General features: G+C 68.6%; 20 protein-coding genes. 11 read left to right on the top strand and 9 right to left on the bottom strand.

Annotated features, from left to right (window positions below; genetic code table 11):
- Window positions 1-278: 278 nt before the first annotated feature.
- The 3 genes from O5O54_RS07795 to O5O54_RS07785 form a co-directional block, all read right to left on the bottom strand.
- The gene (locus tag O5O54_RS07795) at window positions 279-788 is read right to left on the bottom strand and encodes a hypothetical protein (protein ID WP_279480387.1); all 510 of its coding nucleotides are present in this window, start codon (window positions 786-788) and stop codon (window positions 279-281) included.
- Between the two features lie 187 nt (window positions 789-975).
- Window positions 976-4008 (bottom strand): VPA1269 family protein, encoded by a 3033-nt coding sequence (locus tag O5O54_RS07790; protein ID WP_279480386.1) that lies wholly within the window; start codon window positions 4006-4008, stop codon window positions 976-978.
- 47 nt (window positions 4009-4055) lie between these two features.
- The gene (locus O5O54_RS07785; RefSeq protein ID WP_279480383.1) at window positions 4056-5675 is read right to left on the bottom strand and encodes a site-specific integrase; all 1620 of its coding nucleotides are present in this window, start codon (window positions 5673-5675) and stop codon (window positions 4056-4058) included.
- A gap of 223 nt (window positions 5676-5898) precedes the next feature.
- Here O5O54_RS07785 and O5O54_RS07780 point away from each other — a divergent pair, with 223 nt between their 5' ends.
- Window positions 5899-6387: a hypothetical protein gene (locus O5O54_RS07780; protein ID WP_279480381.1), complete on the top strand. Its 489-nt coding sequence runs from the start codon at window positions 5899-5901 to the stop codon at window positions 6385-6387.
- A gap of 134 nt (window positions 6388-6521) precedes the next feature.
- Here O5O54_RS07780 and O5O54_RS07775 read toward each other — a convergent pair whose 3' ends face one another.
- The 6 genes from O5O54_RS07775 to O5O54_RS07750 all read right to left on the bottom strand — a co-directional run bounded on the left by O5O54_RS07775 (window position 6522) and on the right by O5O54_RS07750 (window position 9874).
- The gene (locus O5O54_RS07775) at window positions 6522-7307 is read right to left on the bottom strand and encodes a glutaredoxin family protein (RefSeq protein WP_279480380.1); all 786 of its coding nucleotides are present in this window, start codon (window positions 7305-7307) and stop codon (window positions 6522-6524) included.
- A 19-nt stretch (window positions 7308-7326) separates the two neighbouring features.
- On the bottom strand, window positions 7327-7839 hold the full coding sequence (locus tag O5O54_RS07770) for a DUF305 domain-containing protein (RefSeq protein ID WP_279480377.1): 513 nt from the start codon (window positions 7837-7839) through the stop codon (window positions 7327-7329).
- A gap of 72 nt (window positions 7840-7911) precedes the next feature.
- The gene (locus O5O54_RS07765; RefSeq protein WP_019995534.1) at window positions 7912-8364 is read right to left on the bottom strand and encodes a DUF305 domain-containing protein; all 453 of its coding nucleotides are present in this window, start codon (window positions 8362-8364) and stop codon (window positions 7912-7914) included.
- 91 nt (window positions 8365-8455) lie between these two features.
- Window positions 8456-8788 (bottom strand): four-helix bundle copper-binding protein, encoded by a 333-nt coding sequence (locus tag O5O54_RS07760; RefSeq protein ID WP_279480372.1) that lies wholly within the window; start codon window positions 8786-8788, stop codon window positions 8456-8458.
- A gap of 155 nt (window positions 8789-8943) precedes the next feature.
- Window positions 8944-9288 carry a hypothetical protein gene (locus O5O54_RS07755; protein WP_279480370.1) on the bottom strand — a complete coding sequence of 115 codons (345 nt, stop codon included), beginning with the start codon at window positions 9286-9288 and terminating at the stop codon, window positions 8944-8946.
- Between the two features lie 130 nt (window positions 9289-9418).
- Window positions 9419-9874, bottom strand: coding sequence for a DUF411 domain-containing protein (locus O5O54_RS07750; protein WP_279480368.1), 456 nt, complete (start codon window positions 9872-9874; stop codon window positions 9419-9421).
- 230 nt (window positions 9875-10104) lie between these two features.
- Between O5O54_RS07750 and O5O54_RS07745 the strand changes: the two genes are divergently transcribed.
- The 10 genes from O5O54_RS07745 (at window position 10105) to O5O54_RS07700 (ending at window position 18441) form a co-directional block, all read left to right on the top strand.
- Window positions 10105-12633: a heavy metal translocating P-type ATPase gene (locus O5O54_RS07745; RefSeq protein ID WP_279480366.1), complete on the top strand. Its 2529-nt coding sequence runs from the start codon at window positions 10105-10107 to the stop codon at window positions 12631-12633.
- 3 nt (window positions 12634-12636) lie between these two features.
- Window positions 12637-13098: a Cu(I)-responsive transcriptional regulator gene (gene cueR, locus O5O54_RS07740; protein WP_019995539.1), complete on the top strand. Its 462-nt coding sequence runs from the start codon at window positions 12637-12639 to the stop codon at window positions 13096-13098.
- A 59-nt stretch (window positions 13099-13157) separates the two neighbouring features.
- Window positions 13158-13358 (top strand): heavy-metal-associated domain-containing protein, encoded by a 201-nt coding sequence (locus O5O54_RS07735; protein ID WP_279480361.1) that lies wholly within the window; start codon window positions 13158-13160, stop codon window positions 13356-13358.
- A 121-nt stretch (window positions 13359-13479) separates the two neighbouring features.
- On the top strand, window positions 13480-13881 hold the full coding sequence (locus O5O54_RS07730) for a hypothetical protein (protein ID WP_279480358.1): 402 nt from the start codon (window positions 13480-13482) through the stop codon (window positions 13879-13881).
- Window positions 13882-14066: 185 nt separating this feature from the next.
- Window positions 14067-14309, top strand: coding sequence for a hypothetical protein (locus tag O5O54_RS07725; protein WP_279480356.1), 243 nt, complete (start codon window positions 14067-14069; stop codon window positions 14307-14309).
- On the top strand, window positions 14306-15763 hold the full coding sequence (locus O5O54_RS07720) for a TolC family protein (protein WP_279480354.1): 1458 nt from the start codon (window positions 14306-14308) through the stop codon (window positions 15761-15763). Before O5O54_RS07725 ends, O5O54_RS07720 begins: the two co-directional genes overlap by 4 nt.
- 14 nt (window positions 15764-15777) lie before the next feature.
- Window positions 15778-17163 (top strand): copper oxidase, encoded by a 1386-nt coding sequence (locus O5O54_RS07715; protein WP_279480352.1) that lies wholly within the window; start codon window positions 15778-15780, stop codon window positions 17161-17163.
- A gap of 43 nt (window positions 17164-17206) precedes the next feature.
- Window positions 17207-17698, top strand: a complete 492-nt coding sequence (locus O5O54_RS07710) for a cupredoxin family protein (protein ID WP_279480350.1) — start codon at window positions 17207-17209, stop codon at window positions 17696-17698.
- A 35-nt stretch (window positions 17699-17733) separates the two neighbouring features.
- Window positions 17734-18018, top strand: coding sequence for a copper-binding protein (locus tag O5O54_RS07705; RefSeq protein ID WP_279480348.1), 285 nt, complete (start codon window positions 17734-17736; stop codon window positions 18016-18018).
- 99 nt (window positions 18019-18117) lie between these two features.
- Complete coding sequence (locus tag O5O54_RS07700; protein ID WP_279480345.1) at window positions 18118-18441, top strand: hypothetical protein; 324 nt, start codon at window positions 18118-18120, stop codon at window positions 18439-18441.
- Window positions 18442-18590: the final 149 nt, after the last annotated feature.

The raw sequence follows: 18590 nt of genomic DNA, 5'->3' as shown, positions 1-18590 counted from the left end.
CAGGATTCCTGGTGCAAATTGGGCGGCGCGCAACGAAAGTGCGCGTCGGATCTGCTCAAAGTCGGGGAACGCTTCTCGCTCTCGCGAGGTGCCGATCCCGAGCCAAGCCGGAGAAGTCCGGAAGGTGTAGAGACTGGTAGGGCAGCACCTACGGGCTTCGGCCTAGGGTGAAGGGACAGTCCAGACCACGAACGCCGTGAGGCGGCGGCGAAAGCCGAAGTGGTATGAATCCTGGGGTCGTGGGTTCGAATCCCGCCGCGGACACCAAACGGCCGGCGTCACCTGCCGGCCGCAACCTTCCTGAGGACTGCCAGCACGCGGATCGGCATCACCCTCGGCGTCGCGCCGGCCCCGCGCGTGACGCTCACCCCGAGGTCGTCGACCGCGAACCGAAGGCTGCCGTCGTCCACGGCCGCAAGCCACTGCCGGAGTGCGTCGAGATCGAGGTCCGGCTGCGCCAGCAGCGCCGTCCCCGGCGTCTTGGGGTCGGTGTCGGGTGCCGGGATCTTGCTTGTTATGAACGACCGGAGCGCCCGGATCTCCGCCGCTTGGTCACGTATGCGACGGTTCATGAGGTTGAGCCTTTCGACGGTGCCTACGTCCAGGCGGTCGCCGGTTCGGAATTCCTGGAGCTCGTGCCGCTCGACCACCCCGGTCTTCGGGGCCTGGACCGAGACAAGGTCATCGTAGGCCGACATCCAGACGTTGGCCCAAGCCGCGTAGTGATTGTAGATCGTCTGCCCGGCGGGAAACGCGTCCCCGTAAGTCAACCGCCCCATCTCGACCAAGGTTGGCACCGACGGCCTTTGCGGCGGGCGCAGGGTCAGGCATCGCTCCCCGACCTCGACGATCCGCGTGATCGTGGTGCCCTTTCGTCCCGTTTCGGCGATCGACCGTTCTTCCATCAACTTGCGACACTTGGTTCGCGCCTCCTCGATGACGGCCTTGCCCAGGCGAACGGCGGCCCCGCCCGAACTAGCCATCTGCCGACAGTCGCTTCGAGACGACGGCCCCGTGTTCCAGCAGGGGCGAAGCCCTTCTCTCGAGCGGCGCCCCGATCCGGGCCATCGCCGAGCGCAACTCGTCGATCTCCGGCATTTCCGTCAGGCGCATGGCGCCATCCTGGAGGGCGAGCAACTCCTCACGCTCCATGCGCTGAAGCAGGAGGGCGTTGAACCGCTCCAAGGCTTTCGACTTTTCCGACTTGGTGAGGGGCGCCATGCTGATCGGAGCGCAGTCGCTGTGGAAACAGATCTCGTCGGCGAAGCGCATCGAGGCAGCCTCGCTCTCGGGGTCGTACAGGGAAGGGTAGATTCGACCCATCCTCTGTATGAATGCCACCTGTTCGAATTCCGAGATCTCGACCCATTCGACATGCGACGAGTTCGGTTGCGTCACGATGGCCGTGTCGTCCGCGCCGCCCTCCGGGCCGCCTTCCTGCACCCGGGCAATCTGCTCGAGCAGGCGGTACAGGTTCGCCAGTGCCTTCGCCAGCAGTTCGAGGCCGTCGCCGATCTCCTCGCGCGCCTGCTCGAGACGCGTGATGTCGATCCTCAAGCGATAGAGCTGCGTCGGCGTGGCTCCGACCGCTTCGCGCTCCAGGGCATCGATCTGTTGCTTGATCTCCTTGTGCCGTTCGGTTTCGGAATACAGCCTCCGCAACAGCGTGGTGCCTTTGATCCACAGCGGCACCTGCCATGCTGGCCCGGTGACGAAATGCCTGCACATGAGGCAATTGCGCGGGCCGCCCTCCACCGGCGCGTAAGCGCTGTTGTCCTTTCCGCCGGAACTGGACTTCCGTACCTGCGGCCCTCCGTCGTGGCATCGGGTTTGCTGCCAGGGGCACATCCCGTAGTCCATGTCCGTGAACAGCAGGCGGGCGAGTGGGTCGAACCGGGAAAGCATGGTGGAGGCGGGCAAGGGGCCGGCCGCCACGAACGACGTCATCGCGGGTACCGAACCAGCCTTGGCCTCGACCACGATCCGCCTCGCCTCGGCCTTTTGGTTGTCGAGTTCGGCCGCCTCGAGCATCTCGTGCAGGTCGGCAGGCGACGTGTTGTCGTAATGTATCGTCATCGGCAGGCCAGCATGTCCCACGACATACTTGCTGATGAACTGAAGCGGAACGCCCGCCTTGATCAATCGCGTGACCCCGTCCGACCTCACGCCATGGGGCTTGAACTTCGCGCCCGACGGCTGTGAGGTTCCGCTTTCCTTCTCCTCGAACAGGGATATCGGCTTGCCGGGATTGGCCAGGTTGAACCGTCTTTCGGTCTCGAGCATCAACCATTGCCAGAACTGGTAGGTGTCCCGTTCCGTCGGGACCCGGAAGTGCGTCGCCGCCCCGTCCTTGATCGCGGGCAACCTGAACAAGGGGAATATGTCCGGATACGGCTCCAACGCGGACTCCGTGATCGCGTCCCCCTCCCTGAGGTACTCGCGCGGGGACAGCGGCGCGCCGATCGGGATGTTTCGATCCTGCCACGCGCGAAGATCACGAAGCAGTCGGTGGACATACATGCTCTGCCACGGCAGCGTATACGGGCTTCCTGTCTTGTTCGTGTTCACGAAGATGCCCGTCACGTCGAAGCCTTCGAACCTTCTCGCATAGCCGCGCTCCGTGTCCTTCTTCCCCTGCCTCCTCCAATACCCGGCGAGCGGCCCGGTGTTCCTGGCCCACGACCCCGTTTCGCAGTCGAACACCTGCTCGTCGCCTTCGCCGCTGTCCAGCCGCTTGATCTGGGCGACGCGGAGCGGCATGGTGAACATCATCAGGTACAACGTGGGATACACTGGGCAGTATACGTTCTTGCCGTCGATCTTCGGGCGACACATCTTGAGGCTGCCCGGCCAGCCGTTTTCCCCCTCTTCCAGGATTGTCTTGGCTATCTCGCGAAGGTCCTTCGGGAGCGGCAGCGACGCCGTGTGACGCTGCGTGCCGAGCTTTCCCTGCCGCTTGAGTGCGGTTTCGATCTTCCTCACGTCGCGCTTGGTCGCGATCGGGAAGACCGGCGCCCGCGTCCCCTCCGAGACGCGGGCCTCGACGAACTCGGAGAACCGCACCGCCGTCCTGACAACGGTGAGGAGGCCCTCGCCGAATACGTTCTCGTCCTCCTCGTCTCCCTTCATCCGCTTCGCGAACTCGAAGAACGGCCGTTCGTTGTGGGGCCGGGTCATGAAGCGGGCCGGGTCGTCCACCTCCTCCGTGTCCCTTAGGGTCGATAGCCAAAGGATGAAAGCCGTCAAGAACATCCGGTACCGGACGTCGACGGTCGGGGTCGCCTCGCGCCATTCGTCGAACAACCCGATCCACTCGGCGGCGAACGGAGGCGAGGCGCCCAGTGTCTCGTCGATCAGTGCCGCCGTCGTCCCGTACCTGAGGTTGCCCGAGATCTGCCTGAACCCCGCGCCGGGGAAGATCACCTCCAGGGCGCGGCAGATGTGCCTCAGGCAGGAGTCGTAATGGATCCGGCTCCTGTCCCACAGGTCGTCCCGCCACCGCTTCCCGTCCGCGGTCCTGAACACCCCGATCCAGTCTTTCAGGTTCTCGGGGCCGACGTCCGCAAGGGTCTTGGCACCCCGGGTCGATACGCAGAGGCTCGCCAGCAGCGACCTCACGCGAGCCTCGAACGGGGGGATCGCATCGGGCGTCAACCCGCGGTTCGAGATGAGGCCGGCCGCATACAATTCCTCGACCGCCGCCGGGCCGAGTTCGGATTCCCTCAGGATCTGCTCGACCGTGTCCTTGGTGGGCGCGCCGTACCTGAGGGTGAAACGGAGCGGCGACAGGAGGCATCGACCGTCGCGCACGGCTTGCAGGATCTTGCCCGTGGACCGTTCGTGGGACAGGATCTCCGTCCCGTACCTGTCGGGAGACCTCGAGTATTTTCTGCGGGTGGATGGGTCGACCTTCGCGACATGCGCGATGTGGCTCGACAGGATTTCCCTTTCCCCGTCCGGGACCGAGAAGAAATCGTCGGGGAGGTAGTTCGTCTTCAGGTTCGCCATGGTCGCGGATCGCCTCTCGGGGATGGGGCAGGCCGGAGGGCGCCGGATCACTTCCGGTACAGGCCCGTCGGGTCGAAGGTCGCGTCGATGACGTCGCCCAGGGTCGGGAAGGCCGGCCCAACCAGCCCCGTGCCCCCGGCGGCGAGCCGTTCCTCGGCAGCCTCGAGCAGCGCGTGCATCTCGCCGGGTTCGGCCATCGTGTAGACGCGGGAGCTCCGGATGCTGCGGTGGTGCATGAGCCTCTTGATCGTGGCCTCGTCGAATCCGGCCTCGTGCAGCGTGCGGCCATACCGGTGGCGGAGCGAGTGGATCGAGGTTCCCGCATCCTTCTCGACCTTGAGGTCCTCGCCGATCCGGCGGCCCAGCCGCCGGATCGCGGACTCCCACGAGGACCGCGCCGCCGCCGCGGTGTAGGGCTGGCCGACCTCCATGCGCCCGTCGACCATCGTCGGCGACGTGCACACCAGGAGGTATGGGTGGTCCCCGAAGCCGAGCGCCTTGCGCTGGAGCATCGCCTCGGGGCGCACCACCATGACGTAGTGGTACAGCGCCGACGCCAGGTATTCCCGGAAGCCCGGGTAGGGAGCCCAGTAGATCTCCGCGCTGTATCGGTCCTCCATCAGCGGCGATTTCCAACCTGCGGCGAACCTCGACATGCCCGACCGGCGGACGGCAAGCCCGTACCGTTCCAGCAGGATCTGCTCGCGCGTCTGGGGGCCGTTCCCCATGTCCTGGACGAAGAACGACGGATGGCGGAGGAAACCCTTCACCTGGCCGCCGCCCACCAGCGTGACGTCGCCGATCCACATCTGGCGCGACTCGCTCTCCCGTATCCCCCCGCCGCCCAGGATCAACCGCTGGAGGGCTCCCGTCGGGTCCACGTCGGACCTCGCGGTGACGACTTGTTCGGGCGAACCCTCGGTCAGAAAGTTCACCAAGTGCGGCAACGCGAACCGTTTCGTGGAGCCTCGAAAGGCGCCATGGGGGTCGCTGCCGACGATCCCCCGGCCCATCGCCACGGCCTTCCGCGGCACGGAAGGCCTCAAATGGGCCATCATCCCGAATGCCCTGGCATGGGCGTTGCGCAGGCGATCGTCTCCCATCGGCAAGCCGAGTTCGCTCGGCATGTCCCGATGGGGCTCCGTCACTTCGGCAACGTACTTGAGGAAGGTGCCGAACCCGTTGATCAGGTTGCGCGCCGCCCCCTGCGAGGTCGGCTGCCACCCCAGGGCCGCCGTACCCGTCTGCGGGCCCGTACCGTCCACCGTCCCCGTCCTGAGGTGTACGCAGAACTCCCGGAAGATGCGCCGCACGTCGGTCCTGCGCAGCGAGCTTGCGATCTCGGCGAGCCGGGGCCAGCGATGGTCGACGTACTCGATGAAGAGGCGCACCGCCCTCGCGATGTGCCGCTTCGACGTGATCGACGAGAGCGGTTCCTCGCGAAACAGCCGGAGCAACGGCTCGAAGGGCGCGAAGTCGATGCCGCCCTCCTCGTTTGGTTCCCCGATGTGGAGCACGGGGATCCGGTAGCCCGGGATGTCGCGGACATCCTGCATGAGGATGAGGAAGTGGCGACCGCGGGGCGCCACGGCGGTGTCGCCGTTCCATTCGGCGTCGGTCAGGGTGGGGCCTCGCGGAGGTCCTGGAAGCTGGAAGGCGAAGGTCATGTTCCCTCACGTAAGGTTTTCCACCAGGTACCAGGCTGGGCGTCGATTTCAAGAGGCAAGGGTCATGTTTCCGCCGGCGACGTGGGCGGCGCGAGGCGGCAGCTCGCTTTCCCTCGGGGGTTGCACCCGATCGGTAGTGCCCAGCGCCCGGCCGCGTTCGCCCTCATGACATCGGGGAGGCGTCGATGTACCGTGGCCGAGCTTTTGGGTGCGAGGGAACGTGTTGGACAAATCCGGTGAAGGGGCGTTGCCCGAAGGTCGCGATTGGCGCGACGCGGCCCTGCAAGGTGTCCAGGCGGAGATCGACGCGTGCCTCGACGACTTGGCGAGGCTTCAGGCCCACCTTGCCGTCCTGAGGGAATTCCAGGGCTCGCTCATGCGGGTTGTCGAGGTGCCCAAGCGAGGTGCTTCGGGCTTGCCGGGCGATCGCCAGGCCGGCGGGGAGACTGCGGCCGATGCCGACCCGACGCGGCCCGCCACGACATCCGCGCTGATTCGCGAGGGTGCGCGCAGGGTGCTGGAGGAAACGGGGCGACCGATGAACCGAGCCGAGTTGCTCGAGGCCCTGCGCGGAAGGGGAGTCGAGGTCAAGGCGACCGACCCTGCCCGCGCGGTGGGGAGGGTCCTGTGGCGCTCCGAGGAGTTCGTCCACCTGGACGGCGGGTACTGGCTTGCCGCGGTGCCCGTTCCCGACGACGGGGTCGGTGCGTGACCGGGCTGCCGGGACGTGTTCCCACGGGTCCCGGGACTTGGCGCCTTCCGGTCTCCGACGGCCAGGCGTCCGTCGCCGGCACGGAGGCGACACCGCGGACCCGGTAGCCGGCGACGACCTGGCCGCGGCTCGCGCTAGAGCATGCGGGCCGCCATCCAGAGGGCCATCCCTACCATCATGAGGTTCTCGGTCAGGCTCACGAAGCCGAGCGGCACGTTGGAATCCCCGCCGACGCACGCGCACTTCAGCTCGCGCTTGTCGATGTAGACCGCCTTGAACACCGAGACGGCGCCGACCGTGCCGATGAACAGGGCGACGGGGACGGAAAGCCACATTGCGGCGCCCGCGAGCATCAGCACGCCCGCCAGCGCCTCGCCGAAGGGGTAGAGGTAGGCGTAGCGGACCCAGCGCTGGGCCAGGAGGTCGTAGCTGAGGAACATCGTGGCGAAGCCCTCGACGTCCCGCAGCTTCTGCACCGCCAAGAGGCACATCGCGATCGAGATGAACCACTCGACCGTCCGTGCGGTCAGGAAGGTGCCCGAGACGACCCAGGTCACGGCGGCCGCCATCAAGGCGGCCATGGCGAAGATGGCGACGACGGGCTTGTACGTGACCGCCTTCGGGTCCGTGACGGACTTGCCGAGGAAGCGCCGGAGGTCGTCGTACCCGCCGACGCGCTTCCCGTCGACGAACGTCTGTGGCGTCGTCGAAACCCCATGCTCTGCCTTGAACGCGTCGGTCTCCTCGCGGGTCCTCAGCCAGCGGTCGTCGACCTCGAAGCCCTCGCGTTTCAAGAGGTCGACGGCGCGCAGGCCCCAGGGGCAGATGTGCTTGGGCATGACCATTCGGTAGATGGTCGCCCGCTTGGCCTTCACCGCGCTCGAGGGGGCCATGCCCCCGCCTGCGATCGTCGTGGACATGTCCGTTTCCTTTCCCCGGTCAGTTGCCTGCCGCGATGGCGGCCTCTGGCACGCGCGGCGGCAGGTCCGGAGCGCCGTCGGCGGGCGGGTTGGCTTCTAGGTCGGCGATGAGGCGCTCCATCTCCCCGATCTCGCGGACCTGCGCCTCCACGATGCCGTCGGCGAGCTCGCGGACCCGCGGGTCGCGGATGTGCGCCCGCTCGCTCGTCATGATCGCGATGGAGTGGTGGGGGATCATCGCCTTCATGTAGGCGACGTCGTGTACGGTCTCCTGGCTGCGCACGAGCCAGAGAGCCCCGGCGAATACGACGACTGCCGCCGCGACGATGGCTGCGTTGGCGCCCTTCCTGGGGTACATCCTCCACATGAAGCCGATCATGATCAGCGCCATGGCGGCGCCCATCACCACGGCCATCCACGTCCGCGTCTGGCTGTAGAAGACGTGGTCGAGCGCGTAGGTGTTCAGGTACATCAAGCCGAACATCACGACCGTCGAGGTCGCGATCATCGCGGCGAAGCGTCCGTAGCCCATGGGTCCTGCTCCCGTTCGTCGGGGTGTCGGGATGCCCCGGAGGCGGCCGCCCCCGGGGCACGGGTCCGTCGCTTACTTGGCGAGCGCCTCGACGCGGGCCGTCATCTCCTCGATCTCCTTCCGCTGCGCGTCGATGATCATCTGCGCCATCTCCTTGGACTTCTCGTCCTTGCCGAGCTTGAGCTCGACCTCGGACATGGCGATGGCGCCCTGGTGATGGGCGATCATCCCGCAGTTGAAGGCGAGGTCCGGGTCCTTGATCATCGCGGCCTTCATCATGGGGCCGTGCATCTTCATCATCGCGTCCATGTTGCCCTTCTGGACGTCGTTCATCTGACCGCCGGACATCGCGTTCTGCATGCCGCCCATCATGGACGACATGTCCATGGACCCGGCGGCGGCCTCGCAGGCAGCCGGGAGGGTCACCTGCTCGGAGGACATCGCCTTGCCGTGCTGGTCCTGCGCCGAGGCGTGGGAGACGGCGGCGGCGAGGAGGGCGGCGGACAGGATCGTGATCTTGCGCATGGTCTCATTCCTTGTGGATAGGTCCCTCGGGACCGTTCGTTGATTTTGGTGGTGACGCGGCGGGAAGCCGCGGAATGCGCGTCCGACGGCGTCAGGCCGCCATCTTGCGGCAGCTTTCGGCGCACTTGCGGCAAGCCTCGACGCACTCCTGCATGCCGCCGACGCGCTCGCAGTCGGCAGCGCAGGCCTCGCAGATCTCCGCGCAGGCGCGGCAGGTCAGCTTGTGGTGCTCGGAGCCGATGAGCATGAGGTGCGCGGACGTGCGGCACGCCTCGGCGCAGGCGGACATCAGGGTGAAGTGGCCCTTCTCGACGTGCTTCCCGCCCATCTCGAGGCAGTGGTTCATCGCCATGGATAGGCAGGTCTGGTAGCAGCGTAGGCATTCGTCGATGCAGGACTGCATCTCGGGGGACATGTGGTTCATGTCGCCTTCTCCTTGTGGAACAGGGATGACGCGACGACGGGTCGTTAGCCCTCGTCCGTCGCAGGTTGTGTTCGGATGGGTAGTGGCAGGCGGGCGCGCCGATGCAGGCGGCTTCTGCCCCGACCGTGCCGCCGGCCTCAGGCCGGCGGGTAGCGTCAGGCCAACTTGGGCGGACGCTTCAGGCCCGGCGGAAGGATGCCCTCCTCCTCCACGTGGAGGACCGGGTCGGGCTTCGCCGGGTGGGCGTCGCGCGATACGCCCGACGGTGCTGGGAACGGCAGGATGCTGGTGCAGGACTTCCCGCAGCAGGACATGGTAGACATGCCGCCGTCCGTCTTGTGCGCCTCGCCATGGGCGTGCGCGGACTGGGTCGAGGGGGAATGGGCAACCAGGTGATCGTGGACGCTCATGCCGGCCATCGCCGTCCCATGCCCGGCAAACGCGGCGACCGCGACCAGGGACAGGATGACGACGAGACTACGCAGGCATGCGGCGAGCATGGGGATTTCCGGTTGCCGATCCGTCGAGAACCGACGGCTGGCTACGGAGTTCCATCCACCAGGTCCGTAGACGGAAAGTCTATGGGTCCCCTTGCGATACCCCTGCCTCCTGGCAGGGTTGCCGTGGCTTTCACTCCCTCCCGGCCCGGTAGAAGACCTTCGGGCTCGCCGACGCGTCTCCGAACGAAAGGACGTCGAACTCGGCCTTCGGGTCGTCTCCCATGCCGGGCGATCCCATGGGCATGCCCGGTGCCGCGATCCCCGCAACCCTGGGCTTCTCCGAAAGGAGCCTGTCGACGGCCTCCATCGGCACGTGGCCCTCCACGACGTAACCGCCGACCTTCGCCGTGTGGCAGGACTCGACGGGTTCGGAGACGCCGAGAAGGCGCTTCAGCCCCGCCATGTCGTCGCGGTCCTCGACCGTCACCTGGAACCCGTGCTTGCGGGCGATCTCGACCCACGCCCCGCAGCAGCCGCAGTCGGGCGACTTGTAGACGTGCATGTGGTTCGGGGCGTGTTCGGCGACCGCGGGGGCGGCCAGCGTGAGAAGGGCGATGGCGGCGAGGAGCGGCTTCGTCGGCAGCATGTCGGAACTCCGTGGGATGTCCGGTACACCCTGCCCGCGGTGGGGTCCGCTTCGCAAGCCCGCCGGGGGCAGGTCGGCCGACGCCCCGTTCACTTGTCCGTTCGCCCCAGCGCGAACCGAGCCGCGGGTCACGGGACGGGCGCATGCGAAGCTTCACCTCGCGCCCATTGACCTTCCCATGATGGGAAGCCCCATCTTGCGGCAAGTCACTGATTTCGGGAACGAAGCCGATGAACCAGATCCTTCCGTCGGCGAGGGTCGAGGGCGCCGCCAGGGTCCTCCGCCTCGACATCGAGGGCATGAGCTGCGCCTCGTGCGTCGGCCGCGTCGAGCGCGCCATCGCGGCGGTGCCCGGCGTCTCCTCCGCATCCGTGAACCTCGCCGCCGAGCGCGCCGACGTGGCCTTCGCGGGTCCCGTCGACGGCGCCGCGGTCCGGCAAGCCGTCGAGGAGGCGGGCTACGGGGTCCGGCAGGAGACGCGCGAACTCGGCATCGAGGGGATGACCTGCGCCTCATGCGTGGGGCGGGTCGAGCGGGCGATCGCCGCCGTCCCCGGCGTGTCGTCGGTCGCCGTGAACCTCGCGACGGAGCGCGCCAGCGTCCGCGTCTTCCCTTCCGTCGACATGCGGTCGGTCGAGGCCGCCGTGCGCGATGCCGGATACGAGCCGCGCGCCCTCACGCTGCCCGGTGCTGCGGACGCCGAGGATCCGCGCCGGGCCGCCAAGGAGGCGGAGTACGCGCGCCTGCTGCGCGACCTCCTCGCCGCCGCAGTCCTCACCGCGCCGCTCTTCGTGCTCGAGATGGGCTCGCACCTCGTCCCCGCCTTCCACGACGTCGTCATGGACCGGATCGGGATGTGGGAGAGCCGCGTCCTCCAGTTCGTCCTCGCCTCGCTCGTGTTGTTCGGTCCCGGCTCCCGCTTCCTGCGCAAGGGGCTGCCGGCGCTGGCGCGCCTTGCCCCGGACATGAACTCGCTCGTTGCCGTCGGCACTCTCGCGGCCTGGGGCTACTCCGTGGTCGCCACCTTGTTGCCTGGCGCGCTGCCCGCCGGCACGGCGAACGTCTACTTCGAGGCTGCCGCCGTCATCGTCACGCTGATCCTTCTCGGCCGCCTCCTCGAGGCGCGGGCCAAGGGCCGGACGGGCGAGGCCATCAAGCGCCTCGTCGGCCTGCGCGCCAAGACGGCGAGGGTCGCCCGCGGCGGGAACTTCGCCGAGGTGCCGCTCGAAGAGGTTGCGGTGGGCGACACCGTCGAGGTGCGCCCCGGGGAGCGGATCCCGGTCGACGGGACGGTCCTCTCCGGCTCGTCCTTCGTCGACGAGTCCATGATCACGGGCGAGCCCGTTCCCGTCGCCAAGGAGGGCGGCGCGACCGTCGTCGGGGGCACGATCAACAAGAACGGCAGCTTCACCTACAGCGCCGACCGCGTCGGCGGGGACACGGTGCTGGCGCAGATCATCCGCATGGTCGAGGAGGCGCAGGGCGGCAAGCTGCCGATCCAGGCGCTCGTCGACCGCGTGACGCGCTGGTTCGTCCCCGCGGTGATGGCCGCCGCCGCGCTGACGTTCCTCGTCTGGATCGTGTTCGGACCCGACCCGGCGCTCGGCTTCGCCCTCGCCAACGCCGTCGCCGTCCTCATCATCGCCTGTCCCTGCGCCATGGGTCTCGCGACCCCGACCTCGGTCATGGTGGGAACGGGGCGCGCCGCGGAGCTTGGCGTCCTCTTCCGGCGCGGCGAGGCGTTGCAGTCCCTGCGGGACGTCGACGTGGTGGCCCTGGACAAGACGGGGACGCTGACGGAAGGGCGGCCCGAACTGACGGACCTCGTGCTCGCGGAAGGTTTCGACCGCCGCGACGTGCTGGGTCTCGTCGCCTCCGTCGAGGCGAAGTCCGAGCATCCGATCGCCGCCGCCATCGTCGCGGCGGCGAAGGCGGAGAGCCTGCCCGTCTCGCCCGTCGACCGCTTCGAGGCGCTCCCCGGGTTCGGCGTCGAGGCCATCGTCGGCGGGCGCGCCGTCGCCGTCGGGGCGGACCGCCTCATGGCGCGCCTAGGCCTCGACCCGTCCGTCTTCGCCCTGGAGGCGGAGCGGTTGGCCGTCGAGGGCAAGTCGCCCCTCTACGCCGCCGTCGACGGACGCCTCGCGGCGCTGGTCGTCGTCTCGGATCCCGTGAAGGCGACGAGCGCAGCCGCGATCGGGGCCCTCCATGACCTGGGCTTGCGCGTCGCGATGGTGACGGGCGACAACGAGCGGACCGCAAAGGCCGTCGCCGCCCGTCTCGGCATCGACAAGGTGTTCGCCGAGGTCCTGCCGGATGGCAAGGTCGCGGCCGTCCGGAGCCTCGGCCTGTCGGGCAAGGTCGCCTTCGTCGGCGACGGCATCAACGATGCCCCGGCGCTGGCCGCGGCGGACGTCGGCCTCGCGGTCGGCACGGGCACCGACGTCGCGATCGAGAGTGCGGACGTGGTCCTGATGTCCGGCGACCTAAACGCCGTCGTCACGGCCGTCGCCGTGTCGAGGGCGACGATCCGGAACATCCGGCAGAACCTGTTCTGGGCCTTCGCCTACAACGTCGTCCTCGTCCCCGTCGCGGCCGGCGCTCTCTACCCGTTCGGCGGCACGCTGCTGTCGCCGGCCCTTGCCGCGGGCGCCATGGCGCTGTCCAGCGTCTTCGTGCTCGGCAACGCGTTGCGCCTGCGGCGGTTCTCCTCCCCGGCTGCGGGGCCGGGCCGACCGTCCACCCTTCAACCCGCGAGGTGACCCATGAACATCGGTGAAGCCGCCAAGGCCTCGGGCGTCAGCGCCAAGATGATCCGCCACTACGAGGCGGCCGGGCTCATCCCGGCGGCCGAACGCGCCGAGTCCGGTTACCGCGTGTACTCCGCGGCCGACGTGTCGACGCTGCGCTTCATCCGCCGGGCGCGCGACCTGAACTTCTCGATGGAGAGGATCGGGCACCTGCTGGCCCTGTGGCGCGACCGCGGGCGGGCGAGCGCCGACGTGAAGCGCATCGCCTTGGAGCAGGTCGAAATGCTCGAGGCCCGCATGCGCGAGCTGGAGGAGATGGCGGGCACGCTCCGCCACCTCGCCCGCAACTGCCACGGCGACGGCCGGCCGGACTGTCCGATCATCGGCAGCCTCGCGGACGGGGCGGCTGCGGAACCCGTTCCCCCGCCTCGCCGCCGCCCCACGAGGGCACTGACAAAGGTCGGGGGCATCCGGTGAACCGGGCCCTTGACCTTCCAACGATGGAAAGCCCCATCTTCGCCCGAAAGGAGACCGCCATGCTGAAGCTGAACGTCCGGGACATGACTTGCGGGCATTGCGCCACATCCGTCACGAAGGCGGTCAAGGCGGTCGATCCCTCCGCCGACGTGCGCGTCGACCTGGGCGCCAAACTCGTGACGGTGGAGACGACGGTCGCGCCGGACGCGATCAGGTCGGCCATCGGCGAAGCCGGATACGCCAGCGAATTGGCCGCCTGACGGCAGAGGATTCGTTTCTCCAAGTCGCGGGGTCCTCAAGAGATCCCGGTCGCTGAAGCGAGGCTGGAGACCGCGTTCGTCCCGAGTGGACGCCACCCCGAAACCACGATATGGATCGAGCATGCTGAACGGGATCGACACGACGGGAGTGACGAGGAGGCTGCTTGCTGCGGTCCTTCTCTGCCTGTCGGTCGTCCTGTCGCAGATGGCCCACGCGAGCATGCCCTCCATCCCGGCGCACGACACCCGGACGTCGCAGGGCGTCGTCGTCGATGCGTCGGCAACCGTGGAACACGCGGCGGCCGGCCACTCGCACGGCGACCGCAAGGACGACTCGTCCAAGGCTGGCGACCACGCCGGACCGTCCGACCTGAAGTGCGCCAGCCACTGCCCGTCCGTGTTCGTGCCGGTGGGTGCCGACGTCGGTCACGCGGCCGTCGTCCGGTCGGCGACCGCCCGGTCCTTCCATGCGGCCTTCGCGGGCCGCCACGTCGACACGGCCGACAGACCTCCCAGAACCTGACCTGACGGGCACCGCATGGCGGTGCCCGGCTTCCGCGCGTCCATTCGCCCGAATGGTGCACGGAGGCGTCGTGCTGCGTCCCCCGCCCTTGCGGCACCACGGACGCATGTTTCGGCTCGCGCATGACCCGCGTCCCGTGGCGACAGGCCACGGCCGGACGGTCATGCCGACGATAGGTCACCTCCATGTTCCGCTTCGCATTCTTGTGCGCGGCAGCCCTGCTGACGGCAGGCTGCACCGCCACGGGCCCCCTCGGCTTGTCCGATCTCGGTGCGTCCACCCCCCATGCCGACGCTTCCGTCGGCGCCGCTCCGGTCCGCTACGGCTCCGTCGTCGGCTCCTACACCCACCGCATGCCGAGGGAGCCGGGCAACTGGCGCGGGACGGGCGTCGAGATGGCCCCGGTGGGACCGGAGGCTTCCCAGTGAGCCCGATCGTCCTCAAGGCCTCCGTCATCCTCGCTCCCCTGTTCCTCGGCGGGTGCCTGGCTTCGGGCGACGCGTTCCTGCGGCAGGACGGGTTCGAGACGGTCGCCCTGCGCTCGGGCCAGGCGACCGGCAAGGAAACGGCCTGGGTCCAGGACCGCCAGCAGGCCGCCGCCGTCGACGCCAAGGTGCGCTCGCTGCTGGCCACCAAGACCGTCGGGGCCGACGCGGCCGTGCAGGTCGCGCTCCTGAACAACAAGGGCCTCCAAGCCTCTTACGCCGACATCGGCGTGGCGGTCGCCGACCTCTGGCAGGAGACGCTGCCGCCGGCGAACATCCGGTTGGGCCTCAGCTACGGGACCGTCGACTTCACGAGGACCGTGGAGGGCCTCGTCGTCTCGAACATCATGGCGCTGATCACCCGCGAGAGGCGCCTCGACGTCGCGACGCGGCAGGTCCACGCCGTCCAGCTCGAGGCCGTCCTGCGCACGCTCGAGGTCGCCTCGCAGACCCGCAGGGCTTGGATCGAGGCGGTCGCCGCCTGGGAGAACGTCGCGCTCCTGAACCGGGCCAAGGTCGCGGCCGACGCGGCTGCCGAACTCGCTGCCGGCCTCGGCGGCACGGGCGCGATGACCAAGGCCGACCAGGCACGCGAGCAGGTGTTCTACGCGGAACTCGCCGGACGCACGGCGTCCGCGCGCCTCGAGGCCCGCCTCGCCAAGGAGCGCCTCGTCCGCGTCATGGGCCTCTACGGGCGGGACATCGGGTTCGAGGTGCCGAACGCGCTGCCGCGGCTGCCAAGGGCGGCTGCCAAGCGCGATGGCATCGAGGTCGAGGCACTGCGCAACCGCGTCGACATCCAGTTGGCGAAGCTGCGCCTCGAGGCGCTCGCGAAGTCCTACGGGCTGACTCAGGCGACGAGGTTCGTGTCCGATCTCGAGCTCGGCGCCGGCATCGAGGCCGAGGAGGAGGTGGAGGAGTCGGAGGACGGTCACAAGGAGCGCAAGACGACCTTCGCCCCCGCCGTCGAGGCCGGGATCACGATCCCGATCTTCGACAGCGGGCAGGCGCGCCTGCGCAAGGCCGAGTTCGAGTACCTGCGCGCCGCCAACCTACTGGCCGAGCGCGGCGTCAACGTCCGCTCCGAGGCACGGTCCGCGTACCAGGCCTACCGCTCGGGCTTCGACATCGCCCGGCACTACCAGAACAGCGTGCTGCCCCTGCGCACGACGCTCGAGAAGGAGGCGGTGCTCACCTACAACGGGATGATCACCTCCACCTTCGAGCTCATCACCGACACGCGCGAGCGCATCGAGGCGAACGTCGCCGCGGTCGAGGCCAGGAAGAACTTCTGGCTTGCCGACGAGGGGCTCACGAGCGCCGTCCACGGCGGCGGCGAAACGGACGGCGGCGAAGCAGCAGAGGTCGAGACGGCCGCGGCCGGCGACGACGACTGATCGGAGGGATTGAGATGGTTTCGAGACGACAGTTCATCGGCGCCGGGGCGGCGCTCGTGGGGGCCGCGACCTGGTCGCGCACCTCGGCGATGGGACTTCCGGAGGCCCCGGTCATGGACAGCGCGGCGACGCAGGTCCCGCCCATCCCCTCGGAGGGACCGCACTACAATCCGGTCGTGACCCTGAACGGCTGGTCGCTGCCCTTCCGCATGAACAACGGCGTGAAGGAGTTCCACCTCGTGGCGGAACCCGTCGAGCGCGAGATGGGCGAGGGCATGACCGCCTACCTCTGGGGCTACAACGGCCAGTCGCCGGGTCCGACGATCGAGTGCGTGGAGGGCGACCGCGTCCGGATCTTCGTGTCCAACAAGCTGCCCGAGCACACCAGCGTCCACTGGCACGGCATGATCCTGCCCTGCGGCATGGACGGCGTCGCGGGGCTGACCCAGCCCCCGATCCCTTCCGGCAAGACCTTCGTCTACGAGTTCGAGGCGAAGAAAAGCGGGACGTTCATGTACCACCCTCACGCCGACGAGATGGTCCAGATGGCCATGGGCATGATGGGCTTCTTCGTGATCCACCCGAAGGATCCGACCTTCATGCCCGTCGACCGGGACTTCGTGTTCCTGCTGTCGGCCTACGACATCGACCCCGGCACCTACATCCCGCGGGTCATGGAGATGACCGACTTCAACCTGTGGGCCATCAACAGCCGGGTCTTTCCCGACGTCGCGCCGCTGGTGGTGCGCAAGGACGACCGCGTGCGGGTGCGCGTCGGCAACCTCACCATGACGAACCACCCGATCCACATGCACGGCTACGACTTCGAGGTGACGTGCACGGACGGGGGCTGGGTGCGGCCAGAGGCGCGATGGCCCGAGGTGACGATCGACATCCCCGTCGGGGCGATGCGCGCCTACGAGTTCGACGCGGTCCACGAGGGCGACTGGGCGCTCCACTGCCACAAGTCGCACCACACGATGAACGCCATGGGGCACGAGATCCCGACCTTCATCGGCGTCGACAAGACCAAGGTCGCCCGGAAGATCCGCCAGGTGCAGCCCGACTACATGCCGATGGGCACGAAGGGCATGGCGGACATGGCCGAGATGTCGATGCCGCTGCCCGACAACACCATCCCGATGATGACGGGATGGGGCCAGTTCGGGTCGCTCGAGATGGGCGGCATGTTCACGGTCGTGAAGGTGCGCGAGGGCATCGAGAAGGGATCCTACGAGGATCCCGGCGACTACGCGCACCCGCCCGGCACCGTCGCCTACGAGTGGACGGGATCGCTTCCCGACGCCCCGTCCGCCCCCGCCGGCAGCCAGGAGGGCAGCGCCCTCCGCCCCGGGGGCAAGACCGCCGCAGCCGCCCCGGCGGACCATTCCGGCCACTGACCGCGGCCGCGAAACCTCCAACCCCACCAAAGGAACGAACACCATGAAGTTCTCGCACATGGCCTTCGCGGCGGCCGCGGCCGCTCTCGTCGGCTTCGCGTCCGCGCCGGCGTCGGCCTCGGGCAACCATGCCGGCGGGCACGACGAGCTCGCCGTCGGCAAGGCCGCCGAGAAAGGCGCCAGCGCGCGCGTCCTGAAAGTCGTCATGAAGGAGACGCCGGACGGCAAGATGCTGTTCCAGCCCGCCAAGATCCAGGTCCGGCAGGGCGAGACGGTGCGCCTCCAGTTCACGAACTCGGGCCAGAGCGCCCACGAGTTCGTCATGGACGATCCCGCCAAGAACGCCGAGCACAAGGCCCTGATGCAGAAGTTCCCGGAGATGGAGCACGACGATCCGAACGCGATCCGCCTAGAGCCGGGCGCCAGGGGCGAGATCGTCTGGACCTTCTCCAAGGCCGGCAACTTCGAGTTCGCCTGCCTGATCCCCGGCCACTACGAGGCCGGGATGCATGGCCCCCTCGTGGTCATGAAGTGAACCGCCCGAACCAACGGAAAGACAGGAGACAGACGATGAAGACACACGCCAAGCTCGCCCTCGCCGCCCTCCTCGCGTGCGCGACCGCCGTCCCGGCCTTCGCTGCCGAGTACGCGAAGGGCGAGGTCACCAAGGTCGACGAGAAGGCCAAGAAGGTCACGATCAAGCACGGGGAGCTGAAGGACCTTGAGATGCCCGCGATGACGATGGTCTTCGCGGTTCCCGACGAGGCCACCCTGAAGAAGCTGTCCGTTGGGAAATCGGTCGAGTTCGTGGCCGAGAAGGTCCGCGGCAAGCTGACCGTGACCGACGTCAAGTAGCGTCGGCCCACGCCCCGGGACCATGAAGGCCGGGGGCGCCGCGCGCCGCGCGGACGCTCCCGGCACCCGATCGCGGATGCCCGAGGAAAGGAGGCGCCCATGAGTCTGTTCGGCATCGTGCTCGCCTGCCTGCTCGCCATCGCGACGGCGGCGGGCGGACTCCTCGAACGGGGACACGCCCCCGCCGCCGAGGCCCGGCCGCGCGACGGGCTTGCCCAGTCGGTCGCGGGCAGCCCCGATCCCGGCGCGCCGCCGGGAGGCGAGCCGTCCGCGCACTGCGGCATCGCTTGCCCGAGCATCGTTCCGAAGCTCCCCGAGACGTCCGAGCCGATCGAATGGCACGCCTCGCCCCTCGTCGCGGCTGCGACGCCGATCCCCGAGGGGTACGTCCAGCCCGTGCCGCGGCGCCCCCCGCGGGCCTGAACGGCGCGACGCGGTCCGCCGCCGTCCAACCAGATCCGTTCAGCCGGAACACCCCCGAGCCGCCCGGCCGGGGACCGGGAACGCATGCCCGAAAACCTCCCCACCACCAACACGCCGGCGGCCACGTGCCCGGCATCGAAGGAACATGA

The organism is Aureimonas sp. SK2, from assembly GCF_029813115.1.
GTDB lineage: Bacteria > Pseudomonadota > Alphaproteobacteria > Rhizobiales > Rhizobiaceae > Aureimonas.
This window is presented reverse-complemented; position numbering and strand designations above follow the sequence as displayed.